Below are 24679 nucleotides of genomic sequence, written 5' to 3' on the forward strand. Positions count from 1 at the left end.
ACTGGAGCGGTACTGGAGCGGTACTGCTCAGGCGTCGTAGTCGTCGATCAGCGGGACGCGGACCTCGATCACGAGGCCGCCGCCGATCGGCGGCCGGGCGACCACACGGCCGCCGACCCGGGCCGCCTCGGAGCGCACGATCGCCAGGCCGAGACCGGTACCCGGCATCTCGCGGTGGTGCGCGCTGCGCCAGAACCGCTCGCCGACCTTCTTCAGGTCCCGCGATCCGAGCCCCAGGCCGTGGTCGCGGACCGACAGCACCACCTCGGTGCCGTCGCGGGTGACCGAGACCTCCACCGGCGGTGCGCCGTACTTGGAGGCGTTGTCGAGCAGTACGTCGAGGATGTCGTCGACCTCGAGCTCCGGCGCGACGCCGCCCGGGACCATTTCGCCGATGATCAGCTCCAGGTCGTCGGCGGAGTACACGGCCTTCCAGCCGACCAGTCGCTCCTTCACCGCCTGGGCCAGGTCCAGCGGCTCTTCGTTGCCGTCGGCATCCGCCGACGGGCGGTCGGAGCCGGCCAGCCGGGACAGCCGTTGGACGATCCGGCCGAGCCGGTCGATGTCGCTGAGCGCGAACCGCGCGGTCGGCGACAGCCGGGACAGGCCCTCGATGTGGATCCGGGCGGACGTCAGCGGCGTCCGGAGCTGGTGCGACGCGTCGGCGACGAACTCGCGCTCGCGCTGCCGGGCCTGGTGCAGGCTCAGCGCCATCGAGTTGAAGCTGTCGCCCAGCCGGCGGAGCTCCGGTGCACGACCGTCGGTCGAGACCCTGGTGTCGAGCGCGCCGCGGGTGATCTGGTGGGTGGCGTTGTCGAGGTCCTGCAGCGGCCGCAGCACCCAGCGGGTGATCGGCCGGACGATACCGATGATGATCGCGCCGATGCTGATCAGCAGGCCGCCGAGAAGCAGCAGCAGGCCGCGCTGCACCTGGTCACGGGCCTTGTCCGTCGGCACCCGCAGTACGGCGGCGCCGAGCACGCTGCCGTTGTTGACGACCGGGCGGGACACGATCATCTCGCCGGCGGCCCACGGCCACAGCGCCGGCGGCTCGGGTGGGAGACGGCCCGCAAGCGTGCTGTGCAGGGCGGTCGCGATGTCTTCTTCCTTCACGTCCACACCGGACACCGACGTGGCGACGACGCGGGAGTCGACGTCGACGACGAAGACCGGGGTGTCGTAGAGCTCCTGGTACCGCACCGCGAGCTCACGCAGGTTCGCGATGTCGCCGGTCTGCAACGGGGACTCGGCCATCGCGGCGAACCAGTCGGCGTCGTTGCTGCGGGACAGGAAGAGCGTGCGTGAGTTGCTCGTGGCGATGAAGTTCGCCAGCGGGATCACGGCGACGATCGCCAGTGCGACGACCATCGGGACGAGGGACTGCAGCAGTCGACGGCGCAACGGTCAGTCCGAACCGAGGCGGTAGCCGACGCCGCGGATGGTCTGCACCAGTTCGGGCCGGCCGAGCTTGGCGCGCAGGCTGGCGACGTGCACGTCCATGGTGCGCGACGACGCCTCGAAGACCGACTGCCAGGCGTACAGCGCGACCTGTTCACGGGGAACCACCCGGCCGTGGTGCGCGGCCAGCACTGCGAGCACGTCGAACTCCTTGCGGGTCAGACTGATGGGCTTGTCCGCCACCTGAACAGTCCGGGCCTCGATGTCCACGGTCAGGTCGCCGACGGTCACCCGAGGGCGGGGCTGCAAGAGGCCGGTACGACGAAGTACAGCATCGATGCGGGCCAGCAGCTCGGAAATCGCGAACGGTTTCACCACGTAGTCGTCGGCGCCGCTGCGCAGGCCGCGCACCCGGTCGGCCGCCTCGCCGCGCGCGGTCACGGCGATCACCGGCACGTCGGACACCGTCCGGATCTGCCGGCACACGTTGATACCGTCCCCGTCCGGCAGCCCGAGGTCCAGCAGCACCAGGTCGCCGGGATCCGCCGCCAGGGCGTCCGCGGCCGTGCGGACATGGGTCACCATCAGGCCGTACCGCCGCAAAGCCGGTATCAGGGCATTGGCGATATCGAGATCGTCCTCGACCAGCAGAATCCGGACCGCGCCACTCATGCGGTGATCGTAGGCCAGGTCACGGCCCGATGTGTCAGATCTTGGTAAAGACGTAATCACGCGACTCCACGCAGTGTTCGGCAACATTAGCCTTCCGGACACAGGAGGGAACCGGTAGATGACTGTCGGTGTTGGCAGCGGGGGTAGCGTGACCGTGCCCTCTGAGGAAGAACTGGCCGAGTACGAGCAGGAACGGCCCGCTCGGCGGCTTCGGCCTGCCCTGGATCGGGTGATTTCGGTCTGGTGCGCAATCATCAGTGTCGGCGTGCTCGTGCAGGTGTTCGCTCCTCTACCACAGGGCACACAGTTCTACTTGGTGATCTTTCTCGCAGCGATCCTGCCGATCACGTTGCTGTGTTACCGCGGTTTCCGGGTGCCTGCGTTCATCAATCCGTTCAAGGCGCGGTCGCACGACGACCCGGGTGTGGCGGACTGGATCCTGGCCCTCGTCGCGCTGGCGGTGTGCGTCTACCCGCTCTTCGATTTCGACGGGTACCTCGAGCGCCGGCAGGCTCCTTCCGCGTTGGACGTGGCGGCGGGGGCTGTGTTGCTGATCCTGTTGCTCGAAGCGTGCCGTCGTACGACCGGCTGGGTGCTTCCGGCGTTCAGCCTGGTCTTCATCGCGTACGCGTACTACGGCGGCTACCTGCCCTACACCTGGTCGCTGTCACACCAGGGCTTCAACTTCGACGCGATCATCGCGCAGTTCACGATGGGTACGGCGGGGTTCTACGGGACGCCGTTGACGGTCGCCGCGTCGTACATCGTGCTCTTCACCATCTACGGCGCGGTGCTCGACTACTCGGGCGCAGGCAAGTTCTTCATCGATCTGTCGTTCGCCCTCTTCAAACGCAGCCGGACGGCGCCCGGCCGCACGGTCACGATGGCAGGCTTCCTGCTCGGCACCGTCTCGGGTTCCGGTACGGCGACCGCCGTGTCGCTCGGCACCGTGTCGTGGCCGATCCTGCGCCGGGCCGGGTACCCGGCCGAACCGGCAGGCGGAATGCTCGCCGCGTCAGGGATCGGCGCGATCCTGTCCCCGCCCACCCTCGGCGCGGCAGCGTTCATCATCGCGGAGTTCCTGCAGGTCTCGTACCTGAAGGTCCTCGGGTTCGCGGTGATTCCGACGCTGCTGTACTACCTTGGCATCCTGCTCGCGATCGAGATCGACGCCCGCAAGCACGAGACGTCGGCGGCGGAGACCTCTCAGGACTCCGCGCTGCGGTTGCTGCTGCGGTTCGGGTACCACTTCTTGTCGTTGTTCGTGATCATCGCCTTCATGGCGGTCGACGTACCGCCGTTCAAGGCCGTCGTCTACGCGGTGATCATCCAGTTCGGGTTGTCGTTCCTGGACCGTGAGCACCGGTTGACCGGGAGGCCGCTGTTCAAGGCGCTTGCCCAGGGCACCCGTTCGGTGCTGCCGGTGGCGGCGACCTGCGCGACCGCCGGCGTGATCGTCGCGGTCACCACGCAGACCGGTCTCGGACTGAACCTGGCGGAGATCATCGTCGACGCAGCGCGCGGGCTGACAGACAACCACACGGTGGTGCTGATCCTGACCGTGGTGCTGTCCGGGTTCGCCGTCCTGATCCTCGGCCTCGCAGTGCCGGTGACCGCCTCGTTCATCATCGCGGCGGTGATCATCGCGCCGGCGCTGATCAACCTCGGCGTGACGCGGCCCGAGGCGTACATGTTCATCTTCTACTACGCCGTACTGTCCGAGGTGTCGCCGCCGACCGCGCTGGCCGCGGTGGCGACCTCCGCGATCACCGGCGGCAAGGTGATACCGACGATGTGGCAGGCGTGGAAGTACACGTTGCCGGCGTTCCTGGTGCCGTTCGCGTTCGTCCTCACCGACAACGGTGCGCATCTGCTCGGGCAGGGGTCGTTCGTCGGCATGGTGTGGACCACGGTGGTGTCGATGCTGGCCGTGGCCGCGCTCGCCGTCGTCACCGGCGGCTGGGTGTTCGTCCGGGCGACCTGGCTCGAGCGGGCGATCTGCGTACCGGCCGCCGCGCTGCTGCTCTACCTCGCGCCCGTAACCATCACCGCCGGAATCTGTTTGCTACTTGTTGCCGTCGTCATCAACCTGGTCCGGCGGCAACGCCAGGCCTCTGCCGAGGAAGGAACCCTTGCCTCATGAGACTCCGAACTGTTGCTGTGGCACTGGTCGCCGTGCTGTCGCTGGCGGCCTGTGGCGGTCAGCGGGAACCGTCCGGCTCCGGAACGGCATCCGGCGGCCGACTGACGATTGCCACCGGCAACACGACGGGGGTGTACTACCAGCTCGGTGGTGCGCTGGCCTCGGTGATCTCACAGAAGATGTCCGGCTATCGCGCGACGGCCAGCGAGACCGGCGCCTCGGTGCAGAACATCCAGGGCCTGGTCGGTGGGAACTATGACATCGCGTTCTCGCTCGGTGACTCGGCGGCGGATGCCGTGAACGGCGTGAACAGCTTCAAGACCAAGCAGGATGTGGTCGCGCTCACCCGGCTGTACAACAACTACACGCAGGTCGCCGTACGGACGTCCGCGGGAATCAATTCGATCGCGGACCTGAAGGGAAAGCGGGTCTCCACCGGTTCGCCGAACTCCGGCACCGAGGTGATCGCGCGCCGGCTGATCGAGGCTGCCGGCCTCAACCCGGCCAGCGACGTCACCGCGCAGCGGCTCGGGCTGCCGGAATCGGTGGACGCGATGAAGTCCGGGTCGATCGACGCTCTGGTCTGGTCCGGTGGACTGCCGACCGGCGGCATCACCGACCTGTTCACCAGCATGGGCAAGGGCGTCAAGCTCTTGCCGATCGCGGATCTGCTGCCGAAGATGCAGGAGAAGTACGGCTCGATCTACTCCCAGGCACCGATCCCGGCGGCGACGTACAAGCAGCCGGCCGACGTGGCGACGATCATCGTGCCGAACGTGCTGCTGGTCCGCAAGGACATGAAGGACGAGCTCGCGGAGCAGCTCACCAAGGTTGTCTACGACAACATGGATGCGCTGGTCGCGGTGAACGCGGCTGCCAAGGGCATCAAGCTCGAGAACGCCGACAAGACCGATCCGGTGCCCCTGCACCCCGGCGCGAAGAAGGCGATCGAGAGCCTCAAATGACTACCTGCTGGGTACCGGTAGATGTTGCGGTGACCTAGCTCACAGACCGTCCTCCCCCGCACACCAGGCGCAGCGGGGGAGGACGCAGGGCCCCGGATCCGCACACCAGGCGCAGCGGCGACGGGACCCGCACGCCGGCTACCACAACCAGGCGCAGTGAGAGCCGGCAGACCGGGCCCGGCCTCGGCGGAGGCATCCGCCGAGGCCGGGTCTCTTTCCGTCTAGCGGGGTTCTTCCTCCTCCGGCATCGGGGTGCCGTAGAGGTAGTGGGAGAGCGCGGAGTCACGCTTCGGGTGCGCGTGGTACTTGGTCGGTACAACGCGTCCTTCGGCACTGTCCCAAGCGGTATCCGCCATCCGCCACATGCGGTGCGCCAGCCGCCCGGCCATGCCGGTGTGGGGTGAGTACGGATGCGCCCGGGTCGGCGCGACCTCCTCCGCCTCCAGCAGGTCCTCGGTCAGCGTGTTCACGTCCGGGTCGTCGAGCTGGTCCGAGATCTGCCGGCTGTACGTCGCTTCCATCGTCTCGTGCTCGTCGAGCAGCCGGTCGATCTGCTGCCACAGGTCGCGGTGGTGGAGATCCACGAAGCGGCTGTCGCCGTACTGCCGTCCTTTGAGGAAGCGCAGCGAGCGTTCCAGTTCCTTCGCGTTGCCGACGTACCTGGTGACCAAGTCGTCCCCGTCGGGCAGCCGACGGACATGCGGGACGAGCACATCCTCGGCCGCGGCCAGGTGCTGGGCCGCGATCGCGTAGAACCAGTCCGTCTGATGCCGGTGCTCAGGGTGCGCAGCATCGTGGTGGTGAGCCGGCTCGGCCAGCTCCCGAATCCGGGCGTGTTCGTAGGTCAGGGCCATTTCGAGCGTCGAAGCGGTCATGGCAACCACCTCCAGAAGGTCTCCTTCCAGCGTGTGCCCATCCCTGCCGATCCGCAACCGTCCCACCCCGCTCCGTAACCACGCCGTCCGCAATCCGTGAGCCCCTGCGACCAGGTTCGGGTTCGCGTAGGTTGACCCGGTGCTCGCGACTCCGCTCCTGCTGGCCACACTCCTGTACCCCGGATCCGCCGCGTCGGCAGGCGACATCACGCCCGACATCCTGGCTGGACACAACGTCACGCTCAGCGGCGACGCCGTCGTCACGCTTCCACCCGGGACGACGACGTACGACGGAGTGATCAGCGGCGAGGGCACGCTGCGGATCACCGGACCTGGCACCCTCGTCCTCACCAAGGACAGCGACTTCACGCTGCCCAGGGCTCGTCAGCGGCAGCGCGTCAGCATCCTGGGCGGCAATCACCCGTACGTCGTCGTCCGCACGCCGGATCCACCGTCGGTGATCGTCGATCGCGGTGCCACCCTTCAGTACGGGAACGGCGGCGGCGCCGGGCTGATCGGGCGGTTCCCCTACAACACGCCCGGCTACCAGCTCAACCAGGACAACATCGAGGTGAACGGCACGCTTCGGCTCTCGCTGACCCGAACCTTCAACCTCGGCACGATCAGCGGCTCCGGCCTGGTCACCCAGCCTCGCTTCCTGTGGGGCACGCTCGATCTTGCCGGCACTCAGCCGTTCTCGGGAGTGATCGACAACGGGACCGGGACGGCCGCCGGCAAGCCTGAGTCCGCGGTCGCACTGCCCAATGCTCGCGCGATCCTCAACCAGGGGACCTGGACGATCGACACGCCGTTGGACCAGACCGTCGTACTGCGGCAGAAGTTCTACCAGCGTGAGTACGGCAGCGACATCAACGTGCAGTCGCGCCCAGGGAGCAAGGTCGTGCTCACCGGTCAGTACAGCTACTCCGACCGAGGCGGCGACACCGACCCGTCGCTGAGCGACCCGGCGCTCAACTGGCGGAAGATCCCGCACGATCGCAACAAGCGCGGGACCAACATCAAGGGCGCCGACGTGCAATGGGGCGACGGCACGACGCATCAGATCTTCATGCCTGGTACGGCGGACACGGTCTACATCAACTTGCTGGCGGCGCGGTCCCGGTCGAAGCTCACCTTCGCCTACAACGGCCCGGTGACGCTGGGTGCGCCGATCGGCGGTGGTGTCTTCCACGACACGCTCAAGGCGCCGGGTGCGGGCGACATCGTGATCAAGGGTGTCCCGGGCAACGATGTGACCTTCGCGGCGAACCAGTACTACGACGGCTCGACGACGATCCAGCGCGGCGCCGTACTCCGGCTCGGCGGTGCGCAGGGCGACGGAAGCCTGCTGACGAAGGCCGAGCTGTTCAAGGTCGTCAACGACGGTTCACTGATTGTGGGTAACTCCCGAGAGACGATCTCACTGTCGAAGATCAGCGGAAGCGGTGCGTTCACCCAGGCCGGCGCTGCCACGACCCGGCTGACTGGGCACCTGACCTACACGGGCCCGACCACGATCTCCCGAGGCACTCTGGTTCTGACCGCCGGGACCTTGCGCTCGAGCGGCGCCGTCGCCCTCACCCGCGCTGGGGCTCGGCTGGACCTGACAACAGCCGGAGACCAGACGCTTCGCAATCTCACAACGGTCGCCGGTACGGCGATCACGTCCGGCACGCGGGCGGTCCTGACGCTGGCAGGAAAGTCAACGCTCGCAGGCGATTTCCAGGGCGGCAAGCTGGTGAACACCGGCGTGCTCGGTGGTTCGTTCACCGTAAGTGGGGACTTCGCGCAGAGTCCAGGTGGCCGGTTGATCGCCGGTGGGAAGCCAGTGAGGGTCGCCGGCGCGGTGTCACTCGCCGGGACACTGCAGCTGGCCAGGGCGGGGATTGGTGCGGGTCCTCAGATCACTCTGATCGACAACGCCGGCTCGGACCCTGTGACCGGTGCCTTCGCCGGAGTGGCCGAAGGCACGGAGGTGACGGTGGGCGGGAAGAGGTACGCCGTCACCTACCGGGGTGGCGACGGCAATGACGTGAGCCTGACTGCGGTTCAGGCCGCGGCTGTGACACCTTCGGCGCCGGCCAACGAAGCGCCCGCGGCAACCAAAGCTGCCACGGGCGCTTCGTCGTACTGGCGTCCAGCCGGTCTTGGTGGGGCGGCCGTGCTGGTGGCAGTACTGGGGATGATGCTGGTCCGGCGGCTCAGGCGTCGGAACTCCGCTTCCAGAGGTTGATGCCGGCCTCGACTGCGTCCTTGTCGATGGCGTCGAGCTCTTCCTGGCTGAACGTGAGGTTGCGGACCGTAGCGAGGTTGTCCTCGAGTTGCGCGACGCTGGAGGCGCCGATCAGCGCGCTGGTGACGCGGTCGTCGCGCAGCGTCCACGCGAGCGCGAGCTGGGCGACGGACTGACCGCGCTCCTTGGCGATCTCGCTCAGCGCGCGGACGTGCTTGAGCGTTTCCTCGGTCAGCGAGTCCGGGTTGAGCGACTTGCCCTGCGCCGCGCGCGAGTCGGACGGGATGCCGCCCAGGTACCGGTCGGTGAGCACGCCCTGCGCCAGCGGCGAGAACGCGATCACGCCGACCCCGAGCTCACCGACCGCGTCCAGCAGGTCCTCCTCGATCCACCGGTTCAGCATCGAGTACGACGGCTGGTGGATGAGCAGCGGCGTACCGAGCTCCTGCAGGATCCGTGCCGCCTCCCGGGTCCGGTCGGCCGAGTACGACGAGATGCCGGCGTACAGCGCCTTGCCCGAGCGGACGGCCGCGTCGAGTGCGCCCATCGTCTCCTCGAGCGGCGTGTCCGGGTCGAACCGGTGCGAGTAGAAGATGTCGACGTAGTCCAGACCCATCCGGCTCAGCGACTGGTCGAGCGAGGCGAGCAGGTACTTCCGCGAGCCGCCGCCCTGACCGTACGGCCCCGGCCACATGTCGTACCCGGCCTTGGTCGAGATGATCAGCTCGTCGCGGTACCGCTTGAAGTCCCGCGCGAAGTGCGTCCCGAAGTTGGTCTCGGCCGACCCGTACGGCGGGCCGTAGTTGTTCGCCAGGTCGAAGTGCGTGACGCCGAGGTCGAACGCCCGCCGCAGGATGTCCCGCTGCGTCGTGAACGGCTTGTCGTCGCCGAAGTTGTGCCACAGCCCGAGCGAGATCGCCGGGAGTTGCAGTCCACTCCGGCCCGTCCGCCGGTAGGTCATCTGATCGTCGTACCGGCTCGCAGCCGCCTCGTAGTCAGTCACGGAACCCCAGTCTGCCTCATGTCACAACAAGTGCAAACCCCCTTGTTTTCAAGCAGAAACCGCATCACTGACACCAAGAACCCCGCCTTCTGACTGGTAGCGACTGGTTGAGAAGGAGCGGCCGGAGGGCTGACGGCGGAGGCTGCGAGGATGTGGCCATGGAACGGATATTGAGTCGGCCGGAAGCCTCGGAGGCGGTCCAGGACTCTGGGTGGCGCTTCTTGCTGGGCACTTTGCGAACGTCGGTCCCGGTCGGGTCGTTGGCTCGGGCGATCGGCTTGGCAGCGGACGCTGTCGCGGTGTGCGGCGACGACGCCGACCAGCACCTTCGGGTCGATGCCCGCCCCGATCGGGTCGTCTTCACTCTGCAGTCGTTGGAGCACGCAGCGGTCACCACCTTGGATGTCGAACTCGCGCTTCGGATCTCCGCCACTGCGGACAGGTCCGGGTTTGTGACGGGGCCTGAAATCGGAACGGGGGCAGCGCGATCCGTCCAGGTTCTGGAGATCGCTCTTGATGCCCTGGACATCGCCGGGATTCGGCCGTTCTGGAGGGCGGTGCTGGGCTACACCGGTGAGGCGGGTGCCGAGGGACCGGAGGATCCGCTCGTCGACCCGGTCGGGCAGGGCCCGGCGATCTGGTTCCAGCAGATGGACGAGCCGCGTCCGCAGCGCAATCGCATCCACTTCGACATCTGTGTTCCGCACGACGAGGCATCGCGGCGCGTCGAGATGGCGCTGGCGGCTGGTGGACGGCTTGTTTCCGCGACGCGTGCCCCCGCTTTCTGGGTGCTTGCCGACCTGGAGGGGAACGAAGCCTGTGTGACCACCTGGCAGGGCCGAGACGGCTGAGCTTTCTTCGAACCCTGCTGCTCACGCCACTCGTTGACCCTAGGTGAGTCGTGACCAGGGCGCTGGGGGAGAGGTGGTGAAGAAGTGCAGGATGTTGAGTAGGCGGCTGGTGTTGGGCGCGGTCCAGTGGCGTTGGCCGGGCCACGGGGCGGCGGGGAGTTTGGCGAGACCCCAGAAGAGGTGGAACCAGAGGACGGCCGCGGCGAGTTCCTCCTCGGTCTCTGGTGACTGGGCGTGTCGGAGGTACTCCGGGAGGAGCGCGGCGACCTGGGTCAGGGGGAGCTTCGCGAAGTCCATGGCCCGGGGCGCCCAGGCTGCGTCGCCCCAGTCGATGAGTGCGCGGAGGTCTCCGTCCGGGCCGGCGAGAAGGTTGTGAGCGGCAACATCTCCGTGGATCAGCACCTTCGGCCGACTCTCATCGATGCGCTCCGCCAGCCGCGTGAACCACCCGGTCAGCCAACGCGCCGTCCCCGGATCGACGTACCCGCGATCAGCCAGCTCGTCGATCGTCCGCCACGGATCCCCCCACCCATCCTCAGCCACCCTCAAGACCCCCGCCCCAACCATCCCACCCGTCACACCGCCCCAGTCCGCGCCGGCGGGTTCTGCGCTGGCTGGCTTTGTGTGGCTCGTTGTGGATGCCGGATCGCGCTTGAGTTGGTGGAGGTGGGCTAGTTGTTTGGCGAGGGCGGTGGGGAGTTCGGTGGGCTCGGTGCCGTGGACCCGCTCCATCAGCGCGTACGGCGCGGCGATCAGGCGGCGGGTGTCGTCGTACTCCACGATCGCGGGTGTCAGCACTCCGACGGACCGAGCAGCTGGCACGACGTGCGTCTCCTTCAGCAGATCGGCCTCGTACCCGGGCCGGCACACCCGCAGGAACAGTTCGTCCCCGAGCACGAAGCCGCGGTTGGCCACCCCGCCGGCGACCTCCTTCAACTCATCGGGGCCGACGCCGTGACGCCGCGCCACAGCAGCCACCTGGTCCAGGAAGTCGAGCTCCGCAGCCAATGCACATCTCCGTCGTCCGCGCCAACCGCCGCCCGGATCCGCGAGGCGGGGTACGGCGGCATCCACCGAGTTTGATGTACTGCGGGCGTGCGTGTCGATGTGAATCCGGAGACCGTCGGGCGGCGGGAGTTCTATGCGCTGCTGAACTCCGTGGTCGTGCCGCGCCCGATCGCGTGGGTGTCGAGCCGATCCGCCGACGGCGTGCTGAACCTGGCGCCGCACTCGTTCTTCACCGTCTCGTCCGTCCAGCCGCCGATGGTGCAGTTCACCTCGGTGGGGCGCAAGGACAGCCTGAACAACGTCGAGGCGACCGGCGAGTTCGTGGTGAACTTCGCCGCCGAGCCGCTCTACGAACAGGTGAACGCGTCCGGGACGAACTTCCCCCCGGAGGTCTCGGAGTTCGACGCGATCGGGGTGACGACCGAGCCGTCCCGGACGGTCGCCGTACCGCGGGTCGCGGAGTCGCCGGTGGCGATCGAGTGCACGCTGCACACCACCCTCGAACTCGGCGACTGCACCCTCGTCATCGGTCAGGTCCGGCACGTCGCGATCGACGCCGCCGTCCTGGACGGCGACCACCCCGACGTCCGGCGCCTGCGCCCGCTCGCCCGGCTCGGCAAGGACGAGTGGTCCACGATCGGCGAGGTCCGCTCGATCACCCGCATCCGCTACTCCGACTGGCCTGGGCATTTCACACCTCCTGGTGAGTAGGGCTCCTGGTTCCTGATAGTTGCTCCGGGCAGCTGTCATCCGCGGGACTCAGGTTTCCTCCCGGGTCGCGAGGAGCTTCGTGAGTGTCTCGAGCGCTGGGGACAGTCGCAGTGGCGTGTGGTCGGGTAGGGCGGTCGTCGCAGGGTGCCAGGTGAAGTCGGGAGTCACCAGGTAGACCTCCGGTGACAGCGGGCCGGGATCACGGGCGTAGCAGCGGGCGGCGACGTTCAGCAGGACACCGAGCGCCGGGATGACGCTCAGGCCCTCGATCACGTGGAGCAGCAACGTGTCCCGGGCCGGGACCGCGGCGAGCACACCGTAGGGTGCGTGCTCGATGTGCAAGGACTCACGCAGGACGGTGTCGAGGACCAGCGCACGAGAGGCCGCGAAGGCGGTCCCGGAGACGAAGGTGATGCGGAGGTCGTCGTGATCGACGTACTCGACCTGATCCTCGAGGCGGCGGAGGTTGGCGAGGCCGAAGCGTTCGGCGTCCGACCAGGTGAGGCCCAGGTCGGCCGGCTCCAGGTACATGGTCACGATGCCGTCGGCCTCCGCACACGGGACGGAGATCAGGCCGGGGAGGAAATCCGGGCGGTCGGCTGTCCAGTCGGGCGGCAGCGCGTCGCGAGGGACGAGCCGTTGGATCAGCTCGCGCTCGGGATCGTCCGGTGGTTTCGGTGGTCCTTGGCGAAGCTGCTCCAGGAGTTGGCGGAAGTGTTCCTCGATCAGCACCGGCCAGCCGTCCTCGTCGAAGTGAGCGAGGATGCGCGCGAGGTTGCTGAGTCCGAGCACCGGGTTGTCGGCGGAGCTGTCGGTGGGCACGAGCGCGGCGCCGCCCTGGTAGCTGACGGCGAGGCCGAGGTCGGCCGCCGTACGCAACGCAAGATGCACGAGCCGATCGGCCTGCCGCCTGGACAGCGGCGGCAGCACCAGGTCGGGAGAGCTGGAATGAGGGGAGTTGTTGCCTTGGGCATGTTCGGTGGTGTCGATGGGCATCGTCGGTCCTCCTTGTCGGCAGAGAAAGTACGAGGATCGAGCCGTCGCCGAGCACGCCAATCCAGCCCTGTGGACAAGTGGGAGTCGCGCCGAAGGCAAAAGGCCCCGGTTATCCGGCTCTCCTGTCCGACGGGTGGGCGGTGATCAGCCCCCTGGGGTCGTGCGACAGGCAATGGTGGGTGGGCACCTGGTATTGCCTGTTCTCAGTCCCCAGCGCCTGTCCCCACGCCTCGCCGTCGCCCAGCCGGTCGGCCGCCCCGCTAGTCGGGCATGACGGGATAACCGGTCGTGTTGCTCAGGGCGGATGAGCTGTCAGGGGCGGGATACGCTGCCGCAGGTTCAGTTGGAGTGAGTCGAGGAGTTGTATGACCAGCAGCGTGTTGTCGCGGCCGATCTCGGAGACGCGGTTGTCGTTGTCGCACATCACCGCGCAGAACGAGACGAACCTGCTCGGCACCGTGCACGGCGGCGTGATCATGACGCTGGTCGACTCGGTGGCCGGTGTGGTGGCGGCGCGGCACTCTGGCGGGGCCGCGGTGACCGCGTCGATGGACGAGATGGTGTTCCTGGTCCCGGTGCGGGTCGGTGATGTCGTGCACTTCAGCGCGCAGGTGAACTGGACCGGGCGGAGCTCGATGGAGGTCGGCGTACGGATCACTGCCGATCGGTGGGACGCCGTCGGTCCGCAGGTGCACGTGGCGTCGGCGTACCTCGTGTTCGTGGCCGTCGACGAGGATGGGAAGCCGCGGCAGGTGCCGCAGGCGGTTCCGGAGACGGACGAGGACCGTCGGCGGTTGCGGGAGGCCGAGATCCGCCGGAGTCACCGGCTGGCCCGCCGCGCAGCGATCATCGCCTCCCGCGAGCAGGCATGACCAGCGTGCTGGGTCACGCCAGGCGGAACCCGTCCGCGGTGCTGCTCGTGGTGCAACTGCTCGGCGTACTCGTGTATCCGGCGATGGAGGGGTCACGCTCCGGCCGTGTCGCGTTCGAGATCCTCGGCATCGTCGTACTCGTGCTCGCGGTCTTCTCCGTTCGCGCGACCCCAGGACTGACCTGGGTCAGCGTCTGCCTGGGCATCCCGGCGGTGATGCTGTCATTGCTCGACGCGTTCAACCCGACCGAACCGATCGTCGCGATCTCCGGTGCCCTGCATGCGGCCTTCTACTTCTATGCGGCGTACAGCCTGCTCCGGTACATGCTTTCCGACCACGAGGTCAGTGTCGACGAACTCTTCGCGACGGGTGCCACTTTCACCTTGGTGGCTTGGGGTTTCGCCTATCTGTACGTGTTCGTCCAGGTCCTCGTCCCAGGCAGCTTCACCGCAGCCGTTGACCCGGCCAACGATCGCACCTGGATGGAACTGCTGTTCCTGAGTTTCACCACACTGTCGAGCACCGGCCTGAGCGACATCGTCCCGATCACGTCCTGGGGACGCTCGGTCGTGATGCTCGAACAGCTCGCCGGCCTCGGGTACGTCGCCATGGTCGTGTCCCGCCTCGTCGGCCTGACCATCACGAAACGAAGCAACACCTAGACCCGAGGCCACCCGGCCAGCAGGTCGGCGGCCGCGCGGGCCGCGACCTCGGGCGCCGAGGTCATCGCCGCGACCCGATAACTGACCAGCGCACCCTCGTGGAGCAACAGCAGCCGATCGGCCAGCTCACCCGCGTCCGCAAAGCCGGCCGCCGTCGCCTGTGCCTCGAACTCGGACCGCATCCACCGCTTCTGGCCGACGATCACCGGCATCGCCGGATGGTCCGGCGCAGCCAGCTCCACGCTCGCGTTGATGAATCCGCACCCGTTCCGCGATCCGGCCAGCCAGTCCGTCAGCGCGGCGAACAGCACCAGGATCACCGCCTCGGGCGTCGCCGGATTCCGCGCGGCGAGCTGTTCGTCCAGGAACCGGTGCCAGGCGCGGTCCCGCTCCTCCAGGTACGCCGCGATCAGCCGATCCTTCGACCCGAAACGGTCGTACAACGTCTTCTTCGTCACGTCCGCGGCCGCGGCGATCGCGTCGACTCCGACTGTCCGGATCCCCTGCTCGTAGAACAGCGTCGACGCGGCCGCGAGGATGCGCTCGCCGGCCGGGGTCAGCCGGGGCGCCGCGCGGACCTCGCGGTCCACGATCAATCTCACCTGGTGGTCGAGCATACTGACAGTATACCGACCGGTATGGTTACCGTCTTGTCATGATCACGCACAAGGCGCTCACGCTGGCGGCCGGGACCGGGTTCGTCGTGTTCTGGAGCTGCGGTTTCATCGGCGCGCGCTGGGGGACGCAATACACGAACGCGTTCGACCTGCTCGCCTGGCGGTTCCTGGTCGCGGGCGCGATCGCCGCCGCGGTGCTGGCGATCCGGCGGCCGCGGATCTCCCGCCGGGACCTCGTGAGCCAGGTGTGGATGGCGGTCCTCACCCAGTTCGTCTACCTGGGCCTGATCTTCACCGGAATCGAGCACGGCATCACGGCCGGCGTCACAGCGCTCATCGGATCGCTCCAGCCGATCCTGATCGCGACAGTCGCGGGGCCGCTGCTCGGCGAACGGGTCAGCGGGCGCCAATGGCTGGGACTGCTCCTCGGTCTGCTCGGCGTCGGTCTGGTCGTGGCCGACGACCTCAGTGCCGGCCACGGTTCACCGCTCCTCTTCCTGGTCCCGATCGGCGGTCTCCTCGGCCTGGTCGCGGGGACCTGCCTGGATCGCCAACGAAAGCCGGCGACGAACTCGCTGGACGCACTGGCAATCCAGAGCCTCGTATCGGCAGTCCTGTTCACCGCGTTGGCCGCGGCGACCCAGCGACTGACCGTGCCTGAGCAGCCGGGCTTCTACGGCGCGGTGCTCTGGCTGGTGCTGCTGGCAACCGGCGGCGGCTGGGGGCTGTACCTGGTCAACCTCAAGCTCTCCGGTGCGACGCGCATCAGTTCGCTGCTCTATCTGGTGCCGCCGACCACGATGGTGTTCGCGTTCCTGCTGTTCCACGAGACGATCGGCGCGCTCGCCGTCGTCGGCATGCTGGTGTGTGCGGCCGCAGTACTGCTGATCCGGCTCGGTGAACAAGTACGCTGCGGGGATGGCGGAACCCCGGTGGCTGGACCAGACAGAGGCGCACGCCTGGCGTGCGTACATCGCGGCGCAGCGCGTAGTGAGCAGCCGGATCGAGCAGCAACTGCAGCGCGACGCCGGAATTCCGCACACGTACTACGAGATTCTCGTCCGGCTGTCCGAGGCACCTGCCAACCGGCTGCGGATGAGTGAACTCGCGGTCGCCACACAGGGCTCCCGCAGCCGGCTCTCGCACGCGGTCAACCGGCTCGAGCAGAACGGCTGGGTGAAGCGCGAGGGCATCGAGTCCGACCGTCGCGGCCAGGTCGCGATCCTCACCGAGCTCGGCCGGCAGAAGCTGGTCGACACGGCACCCGGTCATGTCGAGGAGGTCCGCAAGGCGATCTTCGACGCGCTCAGCCCCGAGCAGGTCGAGCACCTGTACGACGTCTGCGCGACACTGGCCCGGCATTCCGGTGACACCATCGACCGCGCGGCCTGGGAGCGAAACTGAGATGAGGCGTCCGGTCACGCTGATCGCGCTGACTGCCCTCGCCGCGACCGGCTGTGGTGACGGTGGTTCCCCGACCGCCGGGCCGAGCACAGCGCCGTCGTCCTCGATCTCGGTCACCGCCCCGAGCTCCCCGGCGGCCACACCTACCGATACGCCTAGCGACACACCCAGCGACTCACCCAGCGACACAGCGACTCCGGCCGAGCCGCCGACGTCGCAACCGCCGTCCAGCGCGGCGGGCTGCGTCGACCAGAAGCTGCAGGCCCTGAGCCTGCGGGAGAAAGCCGCACAGCTGATCATGACCGGGATCAACTCCACCGGTATGACGTCCGCCCAGCGTTCCGTCGTACGGCAGCAGAAGTCCGGCAGCGTGTTCCTGATCGGCAACGGCGGCATCCTCTCGCACACCCGTACGGCGATGGCCGCGGTGAATTCGGCCGCGACGGTGAAGGGCGTCCGCCCCCTGATCGCCGCGGACCAGGAGGGCGGCCAGATCCAGCGCCTCAAGGGCTCCGGGTTCGACCGCATCCCTGCGGCCACGGTGCAGGGCACCTGGTCGAACTCCAAGCTCACCGCACAGGCCGAGCAGTGGGGCAGCCAGCTCAAAGAGGCCGGCGTCAACGTCGACCTCGCGCCGGTCGCCGACGTCGTACCCAGCTCGCTCAAGTCGCAGAACGCACCGATCGGCCAGTTGGACCGTGAGTACGGCGACACGCCGGAGGAAGCGGGTCAGGGAGTAGCAGCGTTCGTCCAGGGCATGCGCAACGCGGGCATCGCGACGTCGGTCAAGCACTTCCCAGGCCTCGGGCGGGTACGCGGCAACACCGACTTCTCCTCCGGGGTCGTCGACAACGTCACCGTCCGCGGCGATGCCGACCTGCAGCCGTTCGCGGACGGGATCAAGGCCGGTACGTCGATGGTGATGATCTCGACCGTGACGTACACGAAGATCGACCCGAAGAACCGCGCGGTGTTCTCGCCGACCGTCATCCAGGGCATGGTGCGCGGCGATCTCGGCTGGCGTGGAGTCGTGATCACCGACGACGTCGGCGCGGCGGCGGAGGTCGCCGCGGTCCCGGCCGGTGACCGCGCCACGCGGTTCGTGGCGGCCGGCGGCGACATTGTCATCAACGCCAAGGCCGGGCTGACCGCGGAGATGGTGTCGGCGCTGGTTGCCAAGGCCGAGCAGGACGAGTCCTTTGCTGCGCAGCTGACGAGTAGCGTGCGCCGTGTGCTGACATTGAAACAGGACAACGGCCTGGTGAGCTGCGGATGACGGAGGACGAGCCCGACTACCGCTTCACGCTGGCAAACGAACGCACCTACCTGGCGTACCTACGGACCTCCCTCGCCTGTTACGCCGGCGGGCTGTCCGCAGTCCAGTTCCTCGATCTCGGACCGGACCGTTGGCCGGCCCGGATCATCGGCATCGTCCTGGTGATCGCCGGAATCGTCACGACCGCAGGAGCGTTCCGGCGCTGGCAGCTCAACCTCACCGCGATCCGTCGCGGCGGCGCACTCCCCGTGACCAGGCTGCCGTTGATGCTCGGAGCAACGATCGCCGTGGTCGGCCTGATCGGCCTGCTGTTCTCGCTCTGGCGGTGAATGTGGCGATGAGCACACCGGATCCAGGCCGTCAGCCGGAGCGGACCCTGCTGGCGTGGCGGCGTACGGCGCTCGGACTGGTTGCCAACGGCGTCCTGCTGCTTGCCTCCGGCCACGGCTCGTCGGATGTCCGGACCGGTTTCGGGATCGTCGTGCTCGTGCTGTCGGTGGGCTGTTGGGCGGCGGTGAGCGCCGTCTACCGCCGTACCAAGGGGGGTGCGGTCCATGCTCTCGGCCACCAGAACGTGCTCCGGGTCGCGGCCGGTCTGGTGCTCGTGGTCGGGCTCTTCGACCTGTACGCCGTGATCACACGCTGAAACCAATCGGTTACCAGCCGTGCGCCTCGCAAACACCGTTCACCGTGACGCGCTACGTTGATCGGGGCGGATGCCGCGTCAACCGCTGGTTCCCCCTAGCATGTTCACGGTTTGTCCCTCGTTCATCCGGAGCTTGAAGTGCCGTTACGTCTGCGTCCGAACGACCCGACGTTCTACGACCTTTTCACCGAGTCCGCGAACCACCTCGTCGAGGGATCGCGGATCCTGGCGGAATTGCTCGGCAGTACGGCGGGGACCGGGCTCTCATCGAGCCACCAGATCGCTGCCCAGATGAAGGACGCGGAGCATGCGGCTGACGAGACGACCCACTCGATCATCCGCCGGGTCAACTCCACCTTCGTCACGCCGTTCGACCGCGAGGACATCTACCGGCTGGCCTCCGACCTCGACGACGTCATGGACTTCATGGAGGAGGCCGTCGACGCCGTCCACCTGTTCAACCTGGAGAAGCTGCCGGAGGAGGTGGCCGAGCAGATCGAGGTGCTGCAGCGGGCCGCCCAGCTGACGGCAGAGAACATGCCCAAGCTGCGGACCATGAAGGACCTGGCGGAGTACTGGATCGAGATCAACCGGTTGGAGAACACCGGTGACGCGGTCCACCGCCGGCTCATCGCGAAGCTGTTCAGCGGCGAGTTCGACGCGCTGACGGTGATGAAGTTCAAGACCGTGGTCGACCTGCTGGAGGAGGCGGTCGACGCCTTCGAGCACGTCGCCAACACGGTCGAGCAGATCGCCGTCAAGGAGAGCTGAGCGTGGAGTTCGCGCTCGTCATCGCCGTCGTCGTCATCGCGCTCGCGTTCGACTACACCAACGGCTTCCACGACGCCGCCAACGCGATCGCGACGTCGGTGTCCACCCGGGCGCTGACGCCGCGGGTCGCGCTGGGAATGGCGGCGGTCTTCAACTTCCTCGGCGCCCTGGCCGGAACCGAAGTGGCCGAGACCGTCGGCAAGGGCATCATCACGGCACCGGCCGGGCAGCACGGACTGGTGATCGTGATCGCGGCGCTGGTCGGCGCCATCACGTGGAACCTGATCACCTGGTACTTCGGTCTGCCGAGCTCGTCGTCGCACGCCCTGATCGGCGGCCTGGTCGGCGCCGGACTCGCCTCGAGCAGCACCGTGCTGTGGTCCGGAATCGTCGACAAGGTCGTCATACCGATGGTGCTGTCACCCGCCGTCGGCTTCGTCGGCGCTTTCCTGCTGATGACCGCGATCCTGTGGATCTTCCGCAACAGCAACCCCGGCCGGACCACGCGCGGCTTTCGGATGGCGCAGTCGGTCTCGGCGGCAGGAATGGCGCTCGGCCACGGCCTGCAGGACGCGCAGAAGACGATGGGCGTCATCTTCCTCGCGCTGCTCACCACCGGCCACGCGAACGCCCATGACGGCATCCCGATCTGGGTGAAGCTGTCGGCCGCGACCGCGATCTCGCTCGGTACGTACTCCGGCGGCTGGCGGATCATGCGGACCCTGGGTCGGCGGATCATCCACCTGGACCCGGCCCGCGGGTTCGCCTCCGAGGCGATCGCCGCCACCGTGCTGTACGTGATGGCGATCGGCCTGCACGCCCCGGTCTCCACCACCCACACGATCACCTCCGCGGTGATGGGCGCCGGCGCCACCAAGCGCCTGTCCGCCGTCCGCTGGGGCGTCGCCAAGGGCATCGTCACCGCCTGGATCCTCACCATCCCCGCCGCCGGCATCGTCGCCGCCGCCGTCTACGGCCTCGCCCACCTGATCCTCGAGTAAGTCCGAACCGGTTCATTCCGCAGTTCCATTGAGCTGTACGACGGGCGGTCTGGCGGCTGCCCGCCGTACAGCAGCCTGAAGACGCCTCTAGCGGTTCCAGCGGCGTACGGACTTGGCTACGTCCTTGGCGCGGATGGAGCCGAGGTTGTACTCCCAGGCGGCCAGGAGGCGGTCGCCGAGGACCTCTGGGTCCAGGTACGTGCGTGGGCGGACGGCGACCGCCCAGGTGGCCGCGGCCGCGTGGCCCTGCTGGTGGAGCAGGTGGTCGACGGTCGCCTCGATGCGGTTCGACTGGTTGCCGCCGAGGCCGTCCGTGGCCCACTCCTGCACGATCCGCGTGTCGTCGGCCGTCATCCGGGCCAGGTAGGTCAGTGGGCCACGCCAGAAACCCTTGCGACCGATGGTGTCCAGCGACTCGAGCGGGAACCAGCCGTTCTGGTTGCGCCGGCCGTTCACTGCCGACTCGATCTCCCGGGCGCGCTCCGCGGACAGCCCGCGGGTCGCCCAGTCGACGAAGAACGCCCCGGCATCCGGGATGTGCTCGGACACGTGCGGGGCGGGTGTCAGCGCCCCCGGGTCGAACAAGTGCAGTTCTTCCGATGAATCGAACAAAACCATCCCCGCAAGCTCTAGTACGCGAGCCACCGCAGCCGCCCGCCGTACAGGGACCCCCCAGGTTCCTGTTCCGTCAACGACAGACTTCGTACCCTCGTAACTGCCCGAGGGTCAAGGTCTGGTCCGGTCTACTGACGTTTCGCTGCCCGCCGGGCGAGTTCCTCGGCGTCCAGCCGTTGGGCCTCCTCGGGAGTCGGCGCGCTGCCGCCGTACGCGGCCGGCAACCACCAGGCACCGGCCGGTTGTTCGGGGTAGGCGCGGATCGTCTCGTCCAGCATCCCGGCCATCGTGGACCGCAGGTGCGCGGTCGCCTCGGCCGGGTCGTCGTCACGCGTCACGGTGATCGGCGCGCCGATGCTGATCGAGATCGGCCGGTGCCGGGTGAAGTCGCGCGGGTGGTCCTTGGTGAACATCCGCTGCGTGCCCCACAGGATCATCGGCAGCACCGGTACGCCGGCCTCCGCCGCCATCCGCACCGTGCCGGACTTGAACTCCTTGAGCTCGAACGACCGGCTGATCGTCGCCTCCGGGAACACACCGACGACCTCGCCCGCGGCGAGATGGTCCAGGGCGTGCTGGTACGACGCGGCACCCGCGTCCCGGTCCACCGGGATGTGATGCATTCCGCGCATCAACGGGCCGGAGTACCGGTTGCGGAACAGCACCTCCTTCGCCATGAACCGGACGAGCCGCTTGGCCGGAAGTGCGCCGTACCCGCCGAGGATGAAGTCGACGTAGCTGATGTGGTTGAGCGCGATCAATGCCCCGCCGGTCCGCGGCACGTTCTCGGCGCCGGTCAGGCGGATCTTCAGGTCCAGCACCTTGAACGCGGTCTTCGCGAAAGCGACGACGGGCGGGTACACAAGATCTCGCATCTCTAGAACTTACAGGCTTCGTCTAGGGTGTGCGGTGACAACTGGAGATCGCGGGAGCTCGCACCGTAGTGGGCTGAGAGGGCGGCTGGGCCAGGAATCAAACACTGGAACCCGGCGCCGCCGACCGCCGAACCTGTCCGGGTAATTCCGGCGTAGGGAGCAGCAGCATGGTGAATGTCAGCACGATCCGCCCGGCCGTCACCACGGGCCCGATCTCGGGCTCGGAGAAGATCTATCGCGGAGAGCTCGGGGTACCGGCGCGCCGCGTGAATCTCACCAACGGCGAGCACTTCGACCTGTACGACACGTCCGGTCCGTACACCGACGCGTCGGCGCGGATCGACGTCCAGGCCGGTCTTCCCGCGTTGCGGCGCGAGTGGATCGCCGGGCGCGAGTCGCGGACCCAGCTCGGGCACGCGCGGGCCGGGGTGATCACCGAGGAGATGCGGTACGTCGCGCTGCGGGAAGGGCTCGATCCCGAGTTCGTCCGGGCCGAGGTGGCGCGCGGACGCGCGGTGATCCCGGCGAACCGGCAGCACCCGGAGAGCGAGCCGATGATCATCGGGAAGAAGTTCCTGGTGAAGGTGAACGCGAACATCGGCAACTCCGCCGTCAGCAGCTCGGTCGAGGAAGAGGTTGAGAAACTCGTCTGGGCGACCCGGTGGGGCGCGGACACCGTGATGGACCTGTCCACCGGGAAGAACATCCACGAGACGCGGGAGTGGATCCTGCGGAACTCGCCGGTGCCGATCGGGACGGTGCCGCTGTACCAGGCTCTGGAGAAGGTCAAGGGCGATCCGGCGGCGCTGTCGTGGGAGGTGTACCGCGACACCGTGATCGAGCAGTGCGAGCAGGGTGTGGACTACATGACCGTGCACGCCGGCGTACTGCTGCGGTACGTGCCGCTGACCGCGCGGCGGATCACCGGCATCGTGTCGCGTGGCGGCTCGATCATGGCCGCGTGGTGCCTGGCGCACCACCAGGAGTCCTTCCTCTACACGCATTTCGCGGAACTGTGCGAGATTCTCCGCGAGTACGACGTGACGTTCTCGCTCGGGGACGGTTTGCGGCCGGGCTGTATCTCGGACGCCAACGACGAGGCGCAGTTCGCCGAGTTGCGGACGTTGGGGGAGCTGACCCGGATCGCCTGGGAGCACGACGTACAGGTGATGATCGAGGGCCCCGGACACGTGCCGATGCACAAGATCGCCGAGAACGTCCGGCTCGAGGAGGAGCTGTGCGGGGAGGCGCCGTTCTACACGTTGGGGCCGTTGGCAACTGATGTGGCACCGGCGTACGACCACATCACGTCGGCGATCGGCGCGGCCCAGATCGGCTGGCTGGGTACGGCGATGCTCTGCTATGTCACGCCCAAGGAGCATCTCGGCCTGCCCGATCGTGATGACGTGAAGACCGGCGTGATCACCTACAAGATCGCCGCCCACGCGGCCGATCTGGCCAAGGGGCATCCGGGCGCGCAGGCCTGGGACGACACGTTGTCCAAGGCAAGGTTCGAGTTCCGCTGGGAGGACCAGTTCAACCTCTCGCTGGATCCGGACACGGCTCGGTCGTTCCACGACGAGACGTTGCCGGCCGAGCCCGCGAAGACCGCGCACTTCTGCTCGATGTGCGGCCCGAAGTTCTGCTCGATGCGGATCACCGCCGACATCCGCGCGTACGCCGAGGAACACGGCCTGACGTCGGCGGACGCCATCGAGGCCGGCTTCGCGGAGATGTCGGAGACCTTCAAGGCCGGCGACCAGAAGCTCTACCTGCCGATCACGGACTGAGTACAAAACCCGTCCGGCCCGGCGCGAATCGGGCTCCGGGCCGGATACGGGGAGTAACTGGCTGAACCGATTCAGGTTTTGGCCTTCACTCTACGTGAATAAGACTGTAGCCTTAACCCGTTCGGAAGGAGGTGCAGGGCATGGTCTTCGTTCTCACGGTAGATCAGCGCGGCAGCCGAAGCACGAGCGATCTCGTACCCGAGCTACTCAACTCCCTGAACCGCCGGCCGCGGCGGACCGGACTGCTGCGGAAGTTCGAGCGGACCGCCGGCGACGAGGTGCAGGGCGTGCTGTCGGAGGCCCGTCCGACCGTCGACGTGATCGTCGAGCTGCTCCGGTCGGACAACTGGTACGTCGGACTCGGCGTCGGTGAGGTCACCGAGCCGCTGCCACGCAGTACCCGGGCCGGAAGCGGCGACGCGTTCGTGTTCGCGCGGGAGGCGGTGACGCGGGCGAAGTCCAGTCAGCACCACGTGAACGTGGTCGGAGCGGACTCCCGCAGGGCAGAGCAGGTGGAGACGGTGCTGTGGCTGATGGCGTCCGTGCTGCGGCGGCGCAGTGACCGTGGCTGGGCAGTGGCCGACCTGTTGGGCGAAGGACTCACAAGGCGGGAGATCGGCGTGAAACTCGGCATCAGCCAGTCGGCGGTGACGCAACGTGCCCAGGCCGCGGGCTTCGCCGAGGAACAGCGCGGACGGGTGCTCGCCGCGGATCTTCTCGGTGCCGGGGCAGCTGCGTGACGGCGCTGGTCCTGTCGTTGACCGGTGCCGCCCTGGTCCTCGCCGTACTCGCCTGGGTGCCCAGGTCGTCCGGCTCCACCCTCGAGATCGTCATCAGCGGGCTCATGCTGGCCTGCCTCGCCGCTGTCGGCGTACTGCTGCTCGCGGGGCATGGCGTGTCCGGCTGGGCCGAGCGCTGGTGGAACGTACTGCTCCTGCTGGCCGGAGCGTTGGCAGTGACAGGGGGCGGGCCGCTGACGACCTCCGTCCTGGCGCTCGCCGACCGAGGGAACACACGCGCCCAGTCGACGCAGAAGGCCGGGGAGGTACTGCGAGGCGGCGCGCTGATCGGTGCACTCGAGCGAATGGCCATCTACGCTTCGCTGGTCGCCGGCTGGCCCGAAGGCATCGCTGTGGTGCTGGCGATCAAGGGACTGGCCAGGTACCCCGAACTCCGCAGTCCCGATCAGCCTGCCTCGGTCACCCCGCAAGCCGTTGCCGAACGCTTCATCATCGGCACCTTCAGCAGTGTGCTGTGGGCAGTGGCCTGCGCCGGTCTCCTCCGCTCGCACTGAC

General features: G+C 67.9%; 26 protein-coding genes and 1 riboswitch. Of the genes, 17 read left to right on the plus strand and 9 right to left on the minus strand.

All coding sequences use genetic code 11. The annotated features are described in order from the left end of the window. Positions 1-27: 27 nt before the first annotated feature. Together EV651_RS22210 and EV651_RS22215 are read right to left on the minus strand one after the other, a co-directional pair. Positions 28-1401: a HAMP domain-containing sensor histidine kinase gene (locus EV651_RS22210; protein WP_238157116.1), complete on the minus strand. Its 1374-nt coding sequence runs from the start codon at positions 1399-1401 to the stop codon at positions 28-30. A gap of 3 nt (positions 1402-1404) precedes the next feature. Next, the gene (locus tag EV651_RS22215) at positions 1405-2070 is read right to left on the minus strand and encodes a response regulator transcription factor (protein ID WP_012918592.1); all 666 of its coding nucleotides are present in this window, start codon (positions 2068-2070) and stop codon (positions 1405-1407) included. A gap of 148 nt (positions 2071-2218) precedes the next feature. On the opposite strand from EV651_RS22215, the gene EV651_RS22220 reads away from it, so the two are divergent. Both EV651_RS22220 and EV651_RS22225 read left to right on the plus strand, forming a co-directional pair. Next, complete coding sequence (locus tag EV651_RS22220; protein WP_238157117.1) at positions 2219-4213, plus strand: TRAP transporter fused permease subunit; 1995 nt, start codon at positions 2219-2221, stop codon at positions 4211-4213. Next, complete coding sequence (locus EV651_RS22225) at positions 4210-5178, plus strand: TAXI family TRAP transporter solute-binding subunit (protein ID WP_133787157.1); 969 nt, start codon at positions 4210-4212, stop codon at positions 5176-5178. The genes EV651_RS22220 and EV651_RS22225 overlap by 4 nt, the downstream gene beginning before the upstream one ends. Positions 5179-5399: 221 nt before the next feature. Here the strand turns inward: EV651_RS22225 and EV651_RS22230 are convergent, their stop codons facing one another. Then, entirely contained in the window at positions 5400-6053 is a 654-nt protein-coding gene (locus tag EV651_RS22230; RefSeq protein WP_133787158.1) for a hypothetical protein, read from the minus strand. 139 nt (positions 6054-6192) lie between these two features. On the opposite strand from EV651_RS22230, the gene EV651_RS22235 reads away from it, so the two are divergent. Beyond that, positions 6193-8286: an autotransporter-associated beta strand repeat-containing protein gene (locus EV651_RS22235; protein ID WP_133787159.1), complete on the plus strand. Its 2094-nt coding sequence runs from the start codon at positions 6193-6195 to the stop codon at positions 8284-8286. Here EV651_RS22235 and mgrA read toward each other — a convergent pair. After that, a complete protein-coding gene (gene mgrA / locus EV651_RS22240; RefSeq protein ID WP_133787160.1) occupies positions 8255-9289 on the minus strand; it encodes an L-glyceraldehyde 3-phosphate reductase in 1035 nt (344 codons plus the stop codon). The two genes, EV651_RS22235 and mgrA, sit on opposite strands and share 32 nt — an antisense overlap. Before the next feature lie 374 nt (positions 9290-9663). Between mgrA and EV651_RS22245 the strand changes: the two genes are divergently transcribed. Further along, positions 9664-10140, plus strand: a complete 477-nt coding sequence (locus tag EV651_RS22245) for a VOC family protein (protein WP_238157141.1) — start codon at positions 9664-9666, stop codon at positions 10138-10140. Between the two features lie 39 nt (positions 10141-10179). Here EV651_RS22245 and EV651_RS22250 read toward each other — a convergent pair whose 3' ends face one another. After that, positions 10180-11148, minus strand: coding sequence for a phosphotransferase (locus EV651_RS22250; RefSeq protein WP_166658708.1), 969 nt, complete (start codon positions 11146-11148; stop codon positions 10180-10182). An 87-nt stretch (positions 11149-11235) separates the two neighbouring features. On the opposite strand from EV651_RS22250, the gene EV651_RS22255 reads away from it, so the two are divergent. After that, positions 11236-11859 carry a flavin reductase family protein gene (locus EV651_RS22255; protein ID WP_133787163.1) on the plus strand — a complete coding sequence of 208 codons (624 nt, stop codon included), beginning with the start codon at positions 11236-11238 and terminating at the stop codon, positions 11857-11859. Positions 11860-11907: 48 nt separating this feature from the next. Here EV651_RS22255 and EV651_RS22260 read toward each other — a convergent pair whose 3' ends face one another. Continuing rightward, on the minus strand, positions 11908-12855 hold the full coding sequence (locus EV651_RS22260) for a hypothetical protein (protein WP_133787164.1): 948 nt from the start codon (positions 12853-12855) through the stop codon (positions 11908-11910). A gap of 365 nt (positions 12856-13220) precedes the next feature. Here EV651_RS22260 and EV651_RS22265 point away from each other — a divergent pair, with 365 nt between their 5' ends. Both EV651_RS22265 and EV651_RS22270 read left to right on the plus strand, forming a co-directional pair. Next, on the plus strand, positions 13221-13727 hold the full coding sequence (locus tag EV651_RS22265) for an acyl-CoA thioesterase (RefSeq protein WP_133787165.1): 507 nt from the start codon (positions 13221-13223) through the stop codon (positions 13725-13727). Further along, complete coding sequence (locus tag EV651_RS22270) at positions 13724-14389, plus strand: potassium channel family protein (RefSeq protein ID WP_202870460.1); 666 nt, start codon at positions 13724-13726, stop codon at positions 14387-14389. Before EV651_RS22265 ends, EV651_RS22270 begins: the two co-directional genes overlap by 4 nt. On the opposite strand, the gene EV651_RS22275 is transcribed toward EV651_RS22270, so the two are convergent. Then, positions 14386-15006, minus strand: a complete 621-nt coding sequence (locus EV651_RS22275; protein WP_133787166.1) for a TetR/AcrR family transcriptional regulator — start codon at positions 15004-15006, stop codon at positions 14386-14388. The two genes, EV651_RS22270 and EV651_RS22275, sit on opposite strands and share 4 nt — an antisense overlap. A 38-nt stretch (positions 15007-15044) precedes the next feature. On the opposite strand from EV651_RS22275, the gene EV651_RS22280 reads away from it, so the two are divergent. The 7 genes from EV651_RS22280 to EV651_RS22310 all read left to right on the plus strand — a co-directional run bounded on the left by EV651_RS22280 (position 15045) and on the right by EV651_RS22310 (position 20104). Continuing rightward, positions 15045-16109: a DMT family transporter gene (locus EV651_RS22280; RefSeq protein WP_133787167.1), complete on the plus strand. Its 1065-nt coding sequence runs from the start codon at positions 15045-15047 to the stop codon at positions 16107-16109. After that, positions 15997-16410 carry a MarR family winged helix-turn-helix transcriptional regulator gene (locus EV651_RS41480; protein ID WP_238157118.1) on the plus strand — a complete coding sequence of 138 codons (414 nt, stop codon included), beginning with the start codon at positions 15997-15999 and terminating at the stop codon, positions 16408-16410. Before EV651_RS22280 ends, EV651_RS41480 begins: the two co-directional genes overlap by 113 nt. Before the next feature lies 1 nt (position 16411). Then, positions 16412-17686 (plus strand): glycoside hydrolase family 3 N-terminal domain-containing protein, encoded by a 1275-nt coding sequence (locus EV651_RS22290; protein ID WP_133787169.1) that lies wholly within the window; start codon positions 16412-16414, stop codon positions 17684-17686. Next, positions 17683-18015 (plus strand): YidH family protein, encoded by a 333-nt coding sequence (locus EV651_RS22295; protein WP_133787170.1) that lies wholly within the window; start codon positions 17683-17685, stop codon positions 18013-18015. The genes EV651_RS22290 and EV651_RS22295 overlap by 4 nt, the downstream gene beginning before the upstream one ends. Before the next feature lie 8 nt (positions 18016-18023). Then, positions 18024-18332 carry a DUF202 domain-containing protein gene (locus tag EV651_RS22300; RefSeq protein WP_133787171.1) on the plus strand — a complete coding sequence of 103 codons (309 nt, stop codon included), beginning with the start codon at positions 18024-18026 and terminating at the stop codon, positions 18330-18332. A gap of 138 nt (positions 18333-18470) precedes the next feature. Further along, positions 18471-19103, plus strand: a complete 633-nt coding sequence (locus EV651_RS22305) for a DUF47 domain-containing protein (protein WP_133787172.1) — start codon at positions 18471-18473, stop codon at positions 19101-19103. Positions 19104-19105: 2 nt separating this feature from the next. Next, complete coding sequence (locus tag EV651_RS22310; RefSeq protein WP_133787173.1) at positions 19106-20104, plus strand: inorganic phosphate transporter; 999 nt, start codon at positions 19106-19108, stop codon at positions 20102-20104. 87 nt (positions 20105-20191) lie between these two features. Here EV651_RS22310 and EV651_RS22315 read toward each other — a convergent pair whose 3' ends face one another. Both EV651_RS22315 and EV651_RS22320 read right to left on the minus strand, forming a co-directional pair. Then, entirely contained in the window at positions 20192-20722 is a 531-nt protein-coding gene (locus EV651_RS22315; protein ID WP_238157119.1) for a hypothetical protein, read from the minus strand. A 125-nt stretch (positions 20723-20847) separates the two neighbouring features. Continuing rightward, positions 20848-21594 carry a 1-acyl-sn-glycerol-3-phosphate acyltransferase gene (locus tag EV651_RS22320; RefSeq protein WP_133787174.1) on the minus strand — a complete coding sequence of 249 codons (747 nt, stop codon included), beginning with the start codon at positions 21592-21594 and terminating at the stop codon, positions 20848-20850. Positions 21595-21634: 40 nt separating this feature from the next. Continuing rightward, a riboswitch (TPP riboswitch) is annotated at positions 21635-21771 on the plus strand. Between EV651_RS22320 and thiC the strand changes: the two genes are divergently transcribed. The 3 genes from thiC (at position 21762) to EV651_RS22335 (ending at position 24678) form a co-directional block, all read left to right on the plus strand. Beyond that, on the plus strand, positions 21762-23384 hold the full coding sequence (gene thiC / locus EV651_RS22325; RefSeq protein WP_133787175.1) for a phosphomethylpyrimidine synthase ThiC: 1623 nt from the start codon (positions 21762-21764) through the stop codon (positions 23382-23384). (Overlaps the previous riboswitch by 10 nt.) A gap of 140 nt (positions 23385-23524) precedes the next feature. Then, positions 23525-24124, plus strand: coding sequence for a transposase (locus tag EV651_RS22330; protein WP_133787176.1), 600 nt, complete (start codon positions 23525-23527; stop codon positions 24122-24124). Next, a complete protein-coding gene (locus EV651_RS22335; protein WP_133787177.1) occupies positions 24121-24678 on the plus strand; it encodes a hypothetical protein in 558 nt (185 codons plus the stop codon). Before EV651_RS22330 ends, EV651_RS22335 begins: the two co-directional genes overlap by 4 nt. Position 24679: the final 1 nt, after the last annotated feature.

This window comes from Kribbella sp. VKM Ac-2571 (assembly GCF_004362255.1).
GTDB lineage: Bacteria > Actinomycetota > Actinomycetes > Propionibacteriales > Kribbellaceae > Kribbella > Kribbella pratensis.

Excerpts from the sequence above, each read along its gene's own strand:
- EV651_RS22215 (WP_012918592.1), bottom strand. The coding sequence starts at position 2,070 with ATGAGTGGCGCGGTCCGGATTCTGCTGGTCGAGGACGATCTCGATATC.
- EV651_RS22225 (WP_133787157.1), top strand. The coding sequence starts at position 4,210 with ATGAGACTCCGAACTGTTGCTGTGGCACTGGTCGCCGTGCTGTCGCTG.
- EV651_RS22230 (WP_133787158.1), bottom strand. The coding sequence starts at position 6,053 with ATGACCGCTTCGACGCTCGAAATGGCCCTGACCTACGAACACGCCCGG.
- EV651_RS22260 (WP_133787164.1), bottom strand. The coding sequence starts at position 12,855 with ATGCCCATCGACACCACCGAACATGCCCAAGGCAACAACTCCCCTCAT.
- EV651_RS22265 (WP_133787165.1), top strand. The coding sequence starts at position 13,221 with ATGACCAGCAGCGTGTTGTCGCGGCCGATCTCGGAGACGCGGTTGTCG.
- EV651_RS22270 (WP_202870460.1), top strand. The coding sequence starts at position 13,724 with ATGACCAGCGTGCTGGGTCACGCCAGGCGGAACCCGTCCGCGGTGCTG.
- EV651_RS22275 (WP_133787166.1), bottom strand. The coding sequence starts at position 15,006 with ATGCTCGACCACCAGGTGAGATTGATCGTGGACCGCGAGGTCCGCGCG.
- EV651_RS22280 (WP_133787167.1), top strand. The coding sequence starts at position 15,045 with ATGATCACGCACAAGGCGCTCACGCTGGCGGCCGGGACCGGGTTCGTC.
- EV651_RS22290 (WP_133787169.1), top strand. The coding sequence starts at position 16,412 with ATGAGGCGTCCGGTCACGCTGATCGCGCTGACTGCCCTCGCCGCGACC.
- EV651_RS22295 (WP_133787170.1), top strand. The coding sequence starts at position 17,683 with ATGACGGAGGACGAGCCCGACTACCGCTTCACGCTGGCAAACGAACGC.
- EV651_RS22300 (WP_133787171.1), top strand. The coding sequence starts at position 18,024 with ATGAGCACACCGGATCCAGGCCGTCAGCCGGAGCGGACCCTGCTGGCG.
- EV651_RS22315 (WP_238157119.1), bottom strand. The coding sequence starts at position 20,722 with ATGGTTTTGTTCGATTCATCGGAAGAACTGCACTTGTTCGACCCGGGG.
- EV651_RS22320 (WP_133787174.1), bottom strand. The coding sequence starts at position 21,594 with ATGCGAGATCTTGTGTACCCGCCCGTCGTCGCTTTCGCGAAGACCGCG.
- thiC (WP_133787175.1), top strand. The coding sequence starts at position 21,762 with ATGGTGAATGTCAGCACGATCCGCCCGGCCGTCACCACGGGCCCGATC.
- EV651_RS22330 (WP_133787176.1), top strand. The coding sequence starts at position 23,525 with ATGGTCTTCGTTCTCACGGTAGATCAGCGCGGCAGCCGAAGCACGAGC.